We start from the raw sequence: 13,339 nt of genomic DNA, 5'->3' as shown, positions 1-13,339 counted from the left end.
CGGCCCGACACAGACGACCCTGTAATGCTGCCGCGCATATCCCTTGGGCCACCGCGCTTTCCGACTAGACGGGGTCGAAAGAGGAGATCAGCCAACGGCCGCCGCTCTTGTCCAACGTCACCCGGACAGTGGACGCGGTGTCCGTGGGCGCATCATTGCCAACAGTCACGGTCTGGTTGACGAACACCAGGACAACCGCGTGGTTGGGAGTCGCCGACACCGACGCCGCCGCGGGAACGGTGGCGATCGCCGAAATGTGGTCCTTTCTGGCGCCGGGCATCACGACGTCATGGACCAATTGTGTGTAGGAGTCCTTGAACTTGCCGGTCAACCGGTCCCGCGCGGCAGTTAGGTCTTTATCGACGGTGTCGGGCTGGTAGGACAGTATTGCCACGGTGGAATCCTTAGCGGCCGCGACCGACTCGATACCGGCGACCGCCGAATCCCGGACCCACGCGTCTTGCCACTTCAAATAACCCGCGGCAGCCGCGATCATCATCGCGACCGCTGGAAGCACCCAGAAGACAAGCACCCGCGACCATTTGATCCGGCTGATTCGGCGTTTACGTTCCGGCGGCTCAACGTCTTTGACATCTTTTTCGGTTTCAACATCATCGGCTTCAGCATCATCAGAGGACGTGTCGCCCGATTCGGCAACGTCTTCCGCGTCCCCGCCGCTCGTGTCCTCGGCAGGTTCGGCCCGGTCTTCGGCGTCATTGGTGATGGTCTCCGCGTCGCCGATCGCCTCGGGTTCGCTCGTCTGGCTGGCGACCTGCCCAGCCTTCTCCTCGGAGACCTCGGTTGCGTCCGGATCGGTCTTACGATCGGTTTTGAGCCGCACTGCGATAGTTCCTTTTCTGGTTGGCAGAGCCCGGTGTCGGCGGTTGCCGGACAACGGCCTGCTCACGGTACAAATCCGACATTGGAGACTTTTGCGCCACCGCCGACCTTCTGCACCGTTATCCGCATTCGCCAATGCCGCGGATCCTGTTCGGCCGCAACGGCATTCGAGGTCTTAACGGATACAGCCACCAGAACCTGGGCTTCGTCGCCCGATTGCGACTCGAGACCCGCGTCGGTGATTGTCCCCACCGACGTGGACTGCGCCTTCTTGACCACATCAACGAAAGGTTTTGATCGCTGGGAGAAATCGTCGTAGAACTGACCCGTCGCGGAGTCCAGGATGCGCTGGACGTCAGCGTCGGCGTGGTGCCAGTCGATTGTGGTCAGGTTCAGCGCGCCTTGCCGCCCGACCTGAACCAGCAGCTCGCGTTGCTGTTGGGCCTGACGTGACTGATATCCCCGATACCCGAACCATCCGGCCACCGCGCCCAAGGCCACGACCGTCACCAAACCCAACGCCGCTGCCAGCCGCACCGGCGTGGCCCGCTTTTTAGGCGGCGCAGCGTCTTCGGAAGCGTCGTCGACGTCTTCATCGACGGCAGTGTCATAGTCGTCGGCCGCATCGGATTCGTCCGGGGCGACTCCCGCCTCGGCGTTCTCGTCTTTCGAGGTGATCCTGTTGGGCAATTGCGTTGAATCGCCGTCGCTCTGCCCCGGCGTCGCCGCGGACGTAGACGGACGGCCTGTCGCGCTCAGTTCGTCTTGGGCGGCATCAGCATGCTTTGCCATGTTTGCTCCTTTGTGGCACCACGGGCCAGGTCTCGTTGTGTGTACATACGCCCGTCGGGTCCCACGTACATGCCCGTGGCTGGGTCGTACTGGACGGCTGCGATCGGCGGTGGTTCCGGACCGGGCGGCGACGGTGCGGGGACCTGCCCCGCTGGTTCCTCCCCCGGCCTGAACTGCGGGACACCTTGGCCGGAAAATGTAGCGTTCGGATCACCCTTCCAGTTCCAGCCGTCGTTCAGCGGAACGTACGTCTCGTCGCTCTCGCACATCTTGACGGTAGGCGCCCGCTTGCCGGGCCGGGTCTCACACGGCAGATTGTGTGCGCCACGCACGTTGAGCTGCGAGTCTTGTGGCACCCGGCAGTAGAAATCCCCCTTCGGGACATCCGGGTAGTCCTCGTAACTGGGCGCCCGCTGCTGCTGGGCCGGCAGGAATCCCGTCGTGCACGGCGGCGGCCAGTTGAGGTTTAGCTTGAAGCTCAGAAAGGGGGCGCGGTAGGGCTGCTTGGTGTCTTTGTTGGCCACGCCGATCGCCTGGATGTCGGCGGCCCCCTGTGGCAGCTCCACCAGAAGGGATTCCAGATTGTCGCGGTAGGTGACGCCTACCTGCCCGACACTGACCAAGTTGGCCAGGACGATCGGCAAGGTGGGGTTCAGCCGGTCGAACAAATCGCGTGCCTCGGCGGCGGCTGGGCCACCCTTATGCAGCAGGCCCGCAACCGAGGAGTCGTTGTTGCGCAACTGCGAGGTGATCGCCGCCAGGTGTGAGGCCCACGCCTGGATTCCGTCCGATGAGTCGATCTGACTGTCGAGCAGCGGCTTGGAGTTGTCGATCAGATTGACCAGTGCGTCCAGGTTCTTTCGGGCGTCGATCGACAGCGCAGTCGTCCCTTTCACCAGCCGGGAAAGTTCCGGCCCGAGCCCGCCGACTGCGACATACGACTCGTCGACCACCGTTTTCAGGTTGTCCCGTGGGATCGCGTTCAGTCCGCGGTTGGTGGCCGCCAACAGCGAATTGATGTCCGGCGGGACATACGTGCGGTCGACCGGTATCACGTCACCGTCTTTCAGTGGCGGCCCGGCCGTGCTGCGGGGCAGCAGTTCGACGTACTGCTCGCCGATCGCCGACACGCTATGCACCTGGGCGCCGGAATCGGCCGGAATATGGAAATCCGAGTCCATCCGCAGCACCGCCTCGGCGCCGCTATCGGTCAGGCGCACGGCCTGCACCCGACCGACTTCGACCCCGTGGTAGGTGACATTCCCGCCGGCATACAGGCCACCCGCCTGCGGCAGTTTGACCGTGACCTCATACCGATCGATCCCGAAAAAGAAGGTCGGTATCTGCATGTAGGCGAAAAAAATGATGGCGGCCGCGGCGGTGCTGACCGTCGCGAAAACCGCCAGCTGGAGTTTGACGCGTCGGGGGAGTCGGTTCAGCATGATGTCACGGCCCCTGGTTGAAGTGGTAAGGCACGACCAACGGGTTACCGGGGTTGTACTGGCTTCCCGCCATGCAGGGGCTGGGCAGCTGGCCGATGGTGCGGCCCCACTGAAGCTCCAGCTCGCTCAGGTTGCACTCAAACCGGGTGCCGGTGAACAACCCCGAGTCCAGCCGGCTCAGGGTCAAGTCGAAGATGCCGGTCAGGTTTGCGTAGTCACCGCGCAGCCATTTGCTCAGCGTGTCCTTGGGGAACGGGAAGGTGCCGAAGAGGCCCAGCGAACGGGTCAAGGACACCCCCGCGTCGCCCAGTGACTGCAGCACCGGGCCGAGGTCGTTAAGTTCCTGCACGAGGCTTTGCTTGGTCTTGTTGACCGAGTCGGCGGCAAGCGCACCGAATCGGCTCAGGTCACCCAGCGCGTTGGCAAGGTCCTCCCGATCGTCCTTCAGCGCCGTCAACGCGTCCGGGATCGTCTTCAGCGCCTTGTCGATCACCGGTTTTTCGTCGGCGAATTGACCGGCCAGGTTGTTCAGGCTGTCCGTCGCGGCGATGATGTCGTCCTTTTGGTCGTTGAGGTAGCCGACGAACTTGTCGAGCTGGCCGAGCAGGCTTCTCAGGTCCTGCTCGCGACCGGTGAACGCGGTGCTCAGCGCCTTGGTGATGTCCTGGACCTGCCCTAGGCCGCCGCCGTTGAGCACCAGGGAAAGCGCCGCCAGCGTGCGTTCGGTTGACGGATATCCGCCCGCCGAGGACAGCGGTATAAACGACCCATTTTTGAGCTTGCCCAGGGGCGGCACCCCAGTGGGTGGCGCCAATTCGAGGTGTACCGAGCCCAGCAGGCTGGTCTGGCCGATCGTGGCCGTCGCGTTGGCCGGGAGGTCCACGCCGCCTTCGATGCTCATCGTGACCAACGCGTGCCAGCCCTGCAGTTCGATGTCGGTCACGGTGCCGACGGTGACGTCATTGACCCGGACGCGGGAGTTCCGCTGCAGGTTTTGAATGTCGGACATCTCTGCTTTAACGGTGTACGAACCGGGCCCGCCGCCCTTGGTTCCCGGCAGCTTGAACGAGTTCGCCCCGTGGAAGCCGCAGCCCGATAGCACCAGCGCAAGTGCCGTCACCAGGCCCGCGGCCATGCGATACCGTGGTGCCCGGCTCATTGTCCACCCCCGGACGGCACCATCATTCCGCGCAAGCCGGCGGCCGGATCTGGGGTCTGCACCGGCGCGGCCGGCGGTGGCGCGGCCGGCGCGTCTGTTGCGCTTTCCTGCGGCGGCGCGGCGGCCGGTGCGGGCGCTCCCGGAGGTGGCGGGGGAACGTAGTCGGGCCGCAGCCAGTCCTCGCTGTAGGTGATTTCGTTCGGCCGCGCGGTGGCGCCGACGAAGAGGTTTTCCCCCAGCGGGAGGAAGTTGATCTGGCGGTTTTTGATGATGGGCGCCAGGTACTGCACGCACAGCTTGGCCGACTCCTTGGAGTTTTTGCGCGACGCGGCTTCGACCGCGGCGCACAGGAATTGGATCGTGTTGGCGAATTGGTTGACGTCCAGGATGCCGGTCAACGAGCCCTGCGCGGGGTTGTAGATGTTCAGGAAGTTCTGGAACGCGGTCGGGGCGACATGCAACACCTGTTTGATGTCGTCGAGACTCTGGTTCACCGCCGTGGTCACCGACGCCAGCTTGTCCGACGCGGTGCCCAGCGTCTCTCGGTTGTCGGCGACGAAGTCTCTGACGTCGCCGGCCACGTCGTTGAGGTCGCGGACCGCGTTGCCGACGGCGTCGGGGTCGCTGGCCAACAAGCCGGTCACCGCGGCCAGGTTTTGGTTCAGTTGCCGCAGCAGGTCGCTGCTGTCGTGCAGGGCGGAGACCAGGATGGACAGGTTTTTGAAGGTGCTGAACAGGTCGTCGCTGTGATCGCCGAGCGCGGAAATCGCCTGCGACAGCTTGATGAGCGTGCTACGGATATCCGGCCCCTGGCCGCGCAGGTTGTCGGCCGCGGTGTTGACGAACGCCCCCAAGGTGCTGGTTCCGCCTGGCTTGGCGGGCTGGAGTGTCTCAGTCAGTTTTTGTAGCTGCTGGCGAAAATCGTCGTATTCGACCGGAACGGCGGTGCGGTCCTGCGGGATTGTCGCGTGATCGGCCATAGTCGGCCCGCCCGTGTAGGCGGGCGTCAGCTGGATGGCTCGCGGTGTCACCAGTGACGGCGCGATGATCACGGCTTTGGCGTCGGCGGGGACCTTGTATTTGTCGTCATACCAGAAGGTGATCTTGACGCGGCTGGGTTGCGGTTCGATCTTCTCGACCCTGCCCACGCGCACGCCGAGGATAACGACGTCGTCCCCGGCGTAGAGGCCGGTGCTGTCCGCAAAATAGCCGACGACTTGCGTATGGCCGATGCCGGTCGCCAATCCGACGACGGTGACAATGCCGCCGACAAGGACGACCGCAAGTGCGATGGCCACGCCGAGCTTGACGTAACGGTTCCTCACTGGCCACCCCCTCCAGCCGGCTGGGATGGGCCGATGGGTCCGGGTCCGTTCAGCACGGGCGGTTGGCTCGGCGGTATCTGACCAGGTGCTGGTAGTTCGACGGGCCCCCCTGGCGGGATGGACTGTCCTTCGCCCGGACCCGGCGGCGCGGGAGGTCCCGGCGGGGGGCCGCCGGGTGGCGGCGCGGGCAGCGGCTGCCGATACGGATAACAGCCGGGGCCGGGCAACGCCACGCCGGGCACACCGCATGGATGGTCGCTCGGGTTGCCGGTGATGGCATCCGGGATGGTCATGCGTGGTTCCCCGCCTTGGCCGGTGCGCGGGAACGGTATCGGCAGCGGCGGCGTGCCCGGCTGCCCGCGCTGCGGGTCGGTGCGCTGTGAGGGCAGCAGCACATTGGGGTCCAGGCCCAAGTCGGAGAAGGCCGCGTCGATGAAGGGCTGCACGAACTGCCCGGGCAGTAGGTTGACCAGATACGCTTTGTAGAACGGTCCCGAGCCGACGGATTCACCGAGCCCTAAGGCGTATCTGCCTAGGCCGACGATCGCTTTCTGGACGCGTTCCTTGCGGTTGTCCAGGATGGCCAACACCCCGTTGAGCTTGTCCAGTGCCGGCTTGAGCGTGTTGCGGTTCTCGGCGATGAAGCCCTTGATCTGCTGCGCCACGGCGGACAGGTTGCTCGAGATCTGGCTCAGCGCACTGCTTTGGCTTCTCAGTTGAACCAGTAGCGCGTTAGTATTGGCGACGAGCTTGACCACTTCGTCACTGCGGTCGGCCAACACCTTGGTTGCTTTGTTGGCGCTGCTCAACAGGTTTCGCAGCTGCGCATCGCGCTCGTTCAGTGTCTGAGAGAAGCGCGCGACCCCCTGCACCGCCTGCTTCAAGTCGGGCGGTGTGTCGGCGAAGGTGTCGGACAGCACGGCCAGCGAGGTGGACAACTGCTGGGTGTCCAACCCGCTGATGGTATTGCTGAGATCGCTCAGCGCGTCTGGCAGTTGATAGGCCGGCCTGGTTCGGTCGAGCGGTATCGGGCGGCTCAGCTGCCCATCGCCGCGCGGGGTTACCTCCAAGAGTTTGCTGCCGAGAACGCTCTTCAGCTTGATCGCCGCCTCGGTGCGCTCACCGAGGCGGACGTCGTTGGCGACGCTGAACTTGACCAGCACCCGCGGTCCGTCCAGGTCAACGCCCAAGACCTGCCCGACGCGGTAACCCGATACCTGGACGTGGTCACCCGGTACCAAGCCGCCGGCCTCGGCGAAGTACGCCGAATAGGTCTTGCCCCTGCTGGAGAACGGCAGCTTGTCATAGTTCAGGGAGATCAACACGAGAGCCAGGGTGACGCCGATGCCGATGAGGCCGACGATCAACGGATTGCGTTCGGAGAAGGGTTTCATCGCGGCGTGCACCTGCCGGTGGCCTGGCCGGCCAGCTTGATGTACACCGGCTGGCCGCCCTTGCCGTTGACCTTGATCAGAATGTCGCACAGATAGAAGCTGAAGAAGTCTCCGTACATGCCCTGCCTGTTGAGTATTTGCGTCGCGTCGGGCCACGTGTTGAGGAAGTTGTCGAAATAGTCGTGGTCGGCCAGCACGTTTGCGGCGGTCCGGTCGAGTTCGTGGACCACCTTCCTGGCCGGCGGACGGGCCTGTGACAAGAGATCGGCGATTGACCCGGCGGCCGCGTTGGCGTACGCAACCCCGTTGCTGATGTCTTGCTTGCGGCCCTTGAGCCCTTGCACCAGTTCGGCCAGAGAGTCGACCGCCGTGGCGAACTGCTTGCTCTGGCCGCTCAGTGAACCGAGCAGGGTATTCAGGTTGGTGATGACCTGACCGATCAGTTGATCGCGGTCGGCCAGGGTGTTGGTCAGGGCCGCGGCCTGGGTGAGAAACGAGCCGATCGTGCCTCCCTGTCCCTGGAACGCCGCGACGAGTTGGCCGGTGAGCTTGTTGACCTGGTCCGGGTCCAGCGCGCGGAACAGCGGCCGGAAGCCGCCGATCAATGCGTCGAGGTCCAGCGCCGGCTCGGTCCGCGCCAGTGGGATGGTCGTGCCCGGATTAAGCCGCTTGACTCCCCCGGCGCCCTCCTCCAGGGCCATGTACCTGCCGCCGATAAGGTCCGCGAAGCGGATGGCGGCCCTGGTGCCCTCGGTGAGCACTACCGAGTCGGCCGTGGCGAACTCGACGAGCACGGTGGAGTCGGGCTGGACGGTGATGCTTTTGACCTTGCCGACCTCGACCCCGGCGACGCGGATGAAGTTTCCCTCCTGCAGGCCGGACACGTTCGCGAACTGGGCCTTGTAGGTCTTCTCCGACTGGAAGCGCAACTGGGCGAAGACCGCGATGAGCGCAAACGCGCCGAGCACGCACACGACCAAGTAGATGGACAGGCGCCACAGGGCACCGACCAAATTCTCTCGCATGTCTGCCTTCCTCTATCGCTGCTGGTGTCTCATTCGGTGGTCACGGCGCCGGGCTGTAAGGCGGCGGTGGCAACGGTGCGCAGTCGTTGTTGACCAGGCCGCAGGTTTGTTGCTGCCCGGTGCGCACCGGCGGCACGAACGGTTCCGAACCCGCCGGCGGGGGACCAGGTTCGCGTGGCCTGCCCGGCGGCGGAGCCGGCGGCAGACCGGGATACAGCGGGGTGCCGTCCGGGGCGTATCGCGGCGCCCCATAGGGTGCCGGACTGTCGTATCCATCCGTTCCTTGGACGGGGCCGGGCGCCGGGCCGCCGGGGTGCCGAATGCTAGGCGGTTGCGGTGTCCCCCGAGTGACGGGGAGATAGTCGACATACCCCGGGAAGCCGATGCCGGGGTTGGGCCGCATGTCTAGTCCGGTGCCCCACCCGGTGTTGGTGACGAGGTAGCGCTGCGGGAAATTCTTGGCGACGTCGGGCAACGATCCGCACCCGGGCTGGCCACCGGGGCCACCCTTGGCGCCGTTGATCGGCAGGTTGTCGGGGAACTTGTATGCGTCTTCCCCGAAGAGTAAACCGGCGTCCAGGATCACCGAATATCCGTTGTCGCCGCCGGTCGGCCCGATGAACCTGTCGACGGCGGTCTTCCCGCCAACCAGCGTGCAGGTGAGCTCTGGGTTGTACTTCATCAGCAGCCGCGTTGTGGACTCCAGCAGGTTGATGCCGTGCACGAGGTTGTCCTTGTTCGGGCCGATCAGGTTGGTGCCCGCGCGGGAGAGTCCGCTGACGTTGAGCAACAGTGCGTCAAGTTCCTTGGCGTTCTTGGTGACCGTCGTGCCGGTCGTGCTGGCAGCGTCCAGCGTCGTGAGGATGTCGTGTGCGGCCGCGCTGTAGGCGCCGCTGAATCCCTTCAGGGCGCGGTAGTCGGCCCGGATGGTCTCGCTGCGCGGATTGATCGTCAGCAGGACCTGGTTGAGGTCGGTGGTGGCTTCGCCAATCGCCTCGCCCTTCCCGCGAAATCCGTCGGCCACCGCGGTGAGCACGGCGTTCAGTTTGGGGACGTCGACCTGGTTGAGTACGCCCACGAGGTTCTGAAAGACGGTGTTCACCTCGACGGTCACGTTGCTTGCTTCGACCACCGCGCCGGATGCGAGCCGTTTCGAGGTCGGGTGGGCGGGCGTGGTCAGGTCGACATACTTGGCACCGAAGGCCGTGGTGGCGGTGATTTTGGCGCCCACGTTGGCCGGGATGTACTTGAGCTGCTCCGGGTAGAGCTCCAGCTGAAGTCTCACCGGATCACCTGGCTGAATCGACGAGACCCGGCCAACCTGGACGCCGCGCAATTTCACCGCCGCGCCAGGTTCCATCACCAGGCCCGCACGATCCGACATCAAGGTCACTCGGCTATAGGGCCGCAAGTCCCTGTTGAACTGCGCGATGGTCAGCGCGACCGATCCGATGATGACGCCGAGGAGAACGAAGGTCCAGATCGCGGGGTGCAGGCCGGCTTCGCGGCGCTTCTTCTTCTTTTCCATAGCCGCTACCCGGACAGGTGGAAGTTGCCGGACACTCCATAGGCGGCGAGCGCCACCGCCAGCGTCACCGCCATCGCCACGGTCAGTGAGGCGCGCACCGCGCGACCGACCGCCTCACCGACGCCGGCCGGACCGCCCGAAGCGTAGAAACCGTAGTAGGTGTGCACCAGCATGATCGCTGTGGCCGAGGCGATGACCTGGAGCAAGGACCAGATCAAGTCGAGTGGCTGCAGATAAGAGTGGAAGTAGTGCTGGTAGACACCGGGAGCCTGGCCGTACCCGAAGATGATGAGACTGCGGGTGGCAAAGTATCCGGCCATCGCCGCCATACACCACAGCGGAATCGCGACGAGCACGCCCGCGACCACCCGGGTGGAGACCAGGTAGGGAACGACGCGGATGCTCATCGTCTCGAGCGCATCGATCTCCTCGTTGATCCGCATGGCGCCCAGCTGCGCGGTGGCGCCGGCGCCGACGGTGGCCGCCAGGCCGATGTCGGCGATGATCGGCGAGGCGATGCGCGTATTGATGTAGGCGGATGCGAAGCCGCACAACGCCTGCACGCCTACATCGGATAACGATCGGAAGAGTTGGATGGCTACATACGAACCGGTGGCCATCGTCAAGATGACGACGATCACCACGGTGCCGCCGATGACGGCCAGCGCGCCGATGCCCATGCTCATGCTGGCGATCAGGCGCATCATCTCCACTTTGTATCGGGCGATGGCTTCCCAGACCGAGCCCAGAGCCCTGACGTAGAACGCGGTCTGGCTTCCGAGCTCGTTCCACCTGTTGGCGAAGGCGCGCGCGGCGTTGCTCAGCCGCGGCAGCCGAAGTGCTGCTGGCGCGGCCGTCACATCGTCGCCTTCGTCGTGATCGCGAGCAAGATCCCGTTGATGATGAACAGTGCCAGGAACGTGTACACCACGGTTTCGTTCACCGCATTGCCGACACCTTGCGGACCGCCGCCAACGGTCATGCCCTTGTAACACGCAATGAGGCCCGCCACCACCCCGAATAATGCCGCCTTTGCGTAGGCCGTGATCGTCTCGGTAAGCCCGACAAGCAGCGTGAGGCTGGCCGCGAAGGTACCAGGGTTAACGTGCTGGAAGTAGACGGAGAACAGATAGTCAGCGACCAGGCTGACGATGGTCACAACACTGTTCAACACCAACCCGTTAAGCCCGAGCGCCAAAACCCTTGGCACCAGCAAACGTTGGACCGGGCTAATCCCCATCACTCGCATGGCGTCAATTTCTTCGCGGATGGTGCGAGCGCCCAGCTCGGCGCACATCGCAGTAGCGCCGGTACCGGCGATCACCAGCACCGTCGCAATCGGTCCGATGAACACGACGCTGGCCAGCGCGGCCCCGGTCCCGGATGCGTCGGCGGCGCCGATCTCGACCAGCAGGACGTTGATGATGAAGATCGGCAGCGTGCTGAGCGGGATCGCCAAGAAGACGGCGGGAAACATCGACACCCGCGCCACGAACCAAGACTGATGGATGAACTCACGCCACGCGAAGGGCGGCCGCACGAGCTGCACGAGGATGTCGAGCGACAACGCGAAGAAGGCGCCGACCTCGCGCAACGGCTTCGCTTCAACGTCCCAGGTGGGCCGCACCCCCAGGGACGCCAACACCGCCATCGGAGATCTGACGGGAGCCGGATCCGACGCCGCCAAAGGCTCTGTGTTCGCCGTGTCTCTCACAACCATTAGTGCCCTCGTCGGTATCTAATCGCCACCGACATTGGACCGATCAATGCTCACCCAGCGGAAAGTCAAACCGCCCCCTTCCAATAGTGTGACAGGTAGCACAGCGGGACGGTACACCATGGCTTTCATGGAGGGCAACATACACCTCTCTTATTCGCGCCCATGCCGGATTGGTCGACGCCTGATAAACAACCGCCGATTTGCTGCGACGGTTCCGACAAATTTAGTCCGAATGTGGCAACCGTTATCGAAATAGTCGGCCAGCGCCCCCCGGTCGAAGGCTCTCAGCTAGCCGTTCTTGCATGTGAGCCGCCCACTAGGCCAAGGTCTCGCGGCCCGGGCCAGCGTGGAGGCGCCCCCGCCCTCCAAGCGGATTGGAAGGGTTCGGCGGAAGTTAAAGGCGACCCGTCACTATGATTGAACAATTTGCCATTCGGCAAATATTTCGCATATTCGGAAGACTTTTTGGACGAAAGTTGCCATACAGAATTTTCCACTAGAGCGCGCTTGGTCAATCTGGGCGGACATACACTTTAGAGAGCGTCGACAATTCTGTCTTACAATGCCGGCAGAGCGGTCCAACAATAGAACGCCACCACGACAAATAGATCGCGATAAATGCTTCCACATCGCCGCCGAAAAGCAGCGCTCGTGTGGCGAGGTCGATCGCAGCGCGGCTGCATCAGACGACCAACGGCCGGGGCCTCGGGGAAGCCGGCTGACGTCCGCACTCGAAAACAGGCTATGAGCTGCAATTTTGCGAGACAACGACGACGCCATCATGGTTGATGGACGCGCCGCGGTGCATCCGCGGTCATCAACGTCATCGCGTATGCCATCTCAATATCCCCCAAATGCAACACCAGTAACCAATCGCTCCCAACCCACCGGGGGATCATTGCTGGCCGCGTCGCGTCGATGACCACTTGCGAACATATGACGCCTGCGGCTGCGTTACGACATCAAACCATCTATCTATTTATCTGATTTTCTAATTTGCACGATTCGGCGCGTTGCCGTCGAATTTGAAGCAATCTGTCGGGCGCCCAACCTCATCGGGATTACGGTTGCTGCCCAACGGTTGCCCACGGTTAGCTCGCCATGGAATCAACTTCCACCCACCCGGAGAGCAGCTGGACCGATCCCTGCTGCGCAGCAGGTCCGTTCTTCTACTGCGGCGTGCCACCCCGCCGTCAAGTGCTCCCTCAGCGTAGAAATCTTCGGCCAGCGCCGGAAAAGGCCGGTTTTCGCGCGCCAGTGCCGAGCCGTCCGGCTTGGCCATTGCCTCACTGGTGCTCCGTGCGTCGTAGTGTGCACTTGTGACCGCGAAGGGCCACGCATCCCGCGCACGTTCGTGGCGTGCCGACACTCCTGCAGACGAGGAGGAGGCGCGCGAACGGTTGCTGGCCGCGGCGGACGCTTGCTACGCCGAGAAAGGCCCAGTTCGCACGCGGATGAGCGACGTTGCGCAGCGCGCCGGCGTGCACCGCTCTACTGTGTACTACTACTTCCCGAACAAGGACGCACTGCTGGCAGCCTCGTTTGTGCGAGTGCTTGGCGTCACGGTGGAGCGCGTTTACCGATGCTGGCAAACGGACGAACCCTTCTTGGCTCAGCTGGTCGCGGCATGCCTGGTGGGCCAAGAGATCGCTCGCAGCTCACCGATAATGCGATCGCTGGTCGACGACCACCAAGCCCTCGGCGCTGCCTATCACGCGGCCGAGGGTTCTGAGTTGTGGCGAGCCAAGCTTGCTGACGCGCTGGTGCGGCGCCTCGAGGATGCCGCCGTTGCTGGTGAGATTCGCCGTGATCTTCCGGCGGAAACCCTGGCCCGCTGGATTGTCCGGGTCAGCTTCAGTCTCGTTGCCGAACCGGCCGACCCTGAAGACGGTGGTGACGAGGGCGTGCTGCGGAACCTACTTGGTGCTTCGTTGAAGCCTCGGCCCTAGCCCCGTCAGGCGCCCAACGGTGTTATGCCGGCTGGGCAGTCGCCGTTCGCCACCATCGTCCCGACCTTTCTCCGCGGCTCGTGCCGGGCCGAAACCGGCTAGGACACTGCTGGATTCGTGCCCTCGTTTTTCGCCGTTCCGAACGGGAGGACGCCCCTACCGAAT

At 64.0% G+C, this 13,339-nt stretch carries 11 protein-coding genes; 1 reads left to right on the top strand and 10 read right to left on the bottom strand.

The genetic code is table 11. The features are described from left to right. Nucleotides 1–64 precede the first annotated feature (64 nt). The 10 genes from C1737_RS24695 to C1737_RS24650 all read right to left on the bottom strand — a co-directional run bounded on the left by C1737_RS24695 (nucleotide 65) and on the right by C1737_RS24650 (nucleotide 11,156). A complete protein-coding gene (locus C1737_RS24695; protein WP_102419695.1) occupies nucleotides 65–841 on the bottom strand; it encodes a hypothetical protein in 777 nt (258 codons plus the stop codon). 62 nt (nucleotides 842–903) lie between these two features. Beyond that, nucleotides 904–1,632, bottom strand: a complete 729-nt coding sequence (locus C1737_RS24690; RefSeq protein WP_102420114.1) for an Mce protein — start codon at nucleotides 1,630–1,632, stop codon at nucleotides 904–906. Continuing rightward, nucleotides 1,596–3,074: an MCE family protein gene (locus C1737_RS24685; RefSeq protein WP_167527386.1), complete on the bottom strand. Its 1,479-nt coding sequence runs from the start codon at nucleotides 3,072–3,074 to the stop codon at nucleotides 1,596–1,598. Before C1737_RS24685 ends, C1737_RS24690 begins: the two co-directional genes overlap by 37 nt. A gap of 4 nt (nucleotides 3,075–3,078) precedes the next feature. Then, on the bottom strand, nucleotides 3,079–4,233 hold the full coding sequence (locus C1737_RS24680; RefSeq protein WP_102419694.1) for a virulence factor Mce family protein: 1,155 nt from the start codon (nucleotides 4,231–4,233) through the stop codon (nucleotides 3,079–3,081). Continuing rightward, nucleotides 4,230–5,558, bottom strand: a complete 1,329-nt coding sequence (locus C1737_RS24675; RefSeq protein ID WP_142393492.1) for a virulence factor Mce family protein — start codon at nucleotides 5,556–5,558, stop codon at nucleotides 4,230–4,232. Before C1737_RS24675 ends, C1737_RS24680 begins: the two co-directional genes overlap by 4 nt. Continuing rightward, nucleotides 5,555–6,952: an MCE family protein gene (locus C1737_RS24670; protein ID WP_102420111.1), complete on the bottom strand. Its 1,398-nt coding sequence runs from the start codon at nucleotides 6,950–6,952 to the stop codon at nucleotides 5,555–5,557. Before C1737_RS24670 ends, C1737_RS24675 begins: the two co-directional genes overlap by 4 nt. Continuing rightward, the gene (locus C1737_RS24665; RefSeq protein ID WP_102419693.1) at nucleotides 6,949–7,977 is read right to left on the bottom strand and encodes an MCE family protein; all 1,029 of its coding nucleotides are present in this window, start codon (nucleotides 7,975–7,977) and stop codon (nucleotides 6,949–6,951) included. Before C1737_RS24665 ends, C1737_RS24670 begins: the two co-directional genes overlap by 4 nt. A 40-nt stretch (nucleotides 7,978–8,017) precedes the next feature. Beyond that, nucleotides 8,018–9,505: an MCE family protein gene (locus C1737_RS24660; protein ID WP_102419692.1), complete on the bottom strand. Its 1,488-nt coding sequence runs from the start codon at nucleotides 9,503–9,505 to the stop codon at nucleotides 8,018–8,020. 5 nt (nucleotides 9,506–9,510) lie between these two features. Continuing rightward, nucleotides 9,511–10,365 (bottom strand): ABC transporter permease, encoded by an 855-nt coding sequence (locus tag C1737_RS24655; RefSeq protein WP_102419691.1) that lies wholly within the window; start codon nucleotides 10,363–10,365, stop codon nucleotides 9,511–9,513. Then, nucleotides 10,362–11,156: an ABC transporter permease gene (locus C1737_RS24650; RefSeq protein WP_067919768.1), complete on the bottom strand. Its 795-nt coding sequence runs from the start codon at nucleotides 11,154–11,156 to the stop codon at nucleotides 10,362–10,364. Before C1737_RS24650 ends, C1737_RS24655 begins: the two co-directional genes overlap by 4 nt. Before the next feature lie 1,388 nt (nucleotides 11,157–12,544). Here C1737_RS24650 and C1737_RS24645 point away from each other — a divergent pair. After that, nucleotides 12,545–13,174 (top strand): TetR/AcrR family transcriptional regulator, encoded by a 630-nt coding sequence (locus C1737_RS24645; RefSeq protein WP_067919769.1) that lies wholly within the window; start codon nucleotides 12,545–12,547, stop codon nucleotides 13,172–13,174. Nucleotides 13,175–13,339 lie beyond the last annotated feature (165 nt).

Origin of the sequence: Mycobacterium sp. 4858, from assembly GCF_900240975.1 — a bacterium.
In the GTDB taxonomy this organism is placed as follows: Bacteria; Actinomycetota; Actinomycetes; order Mycobacteriales; family Mycobacteriaceae; genus Mycobacterium.
Note: the sequence above shows the minus strand (reverse complement) of the source record. Positions and strands in the feature narration are given on the sequence as shown.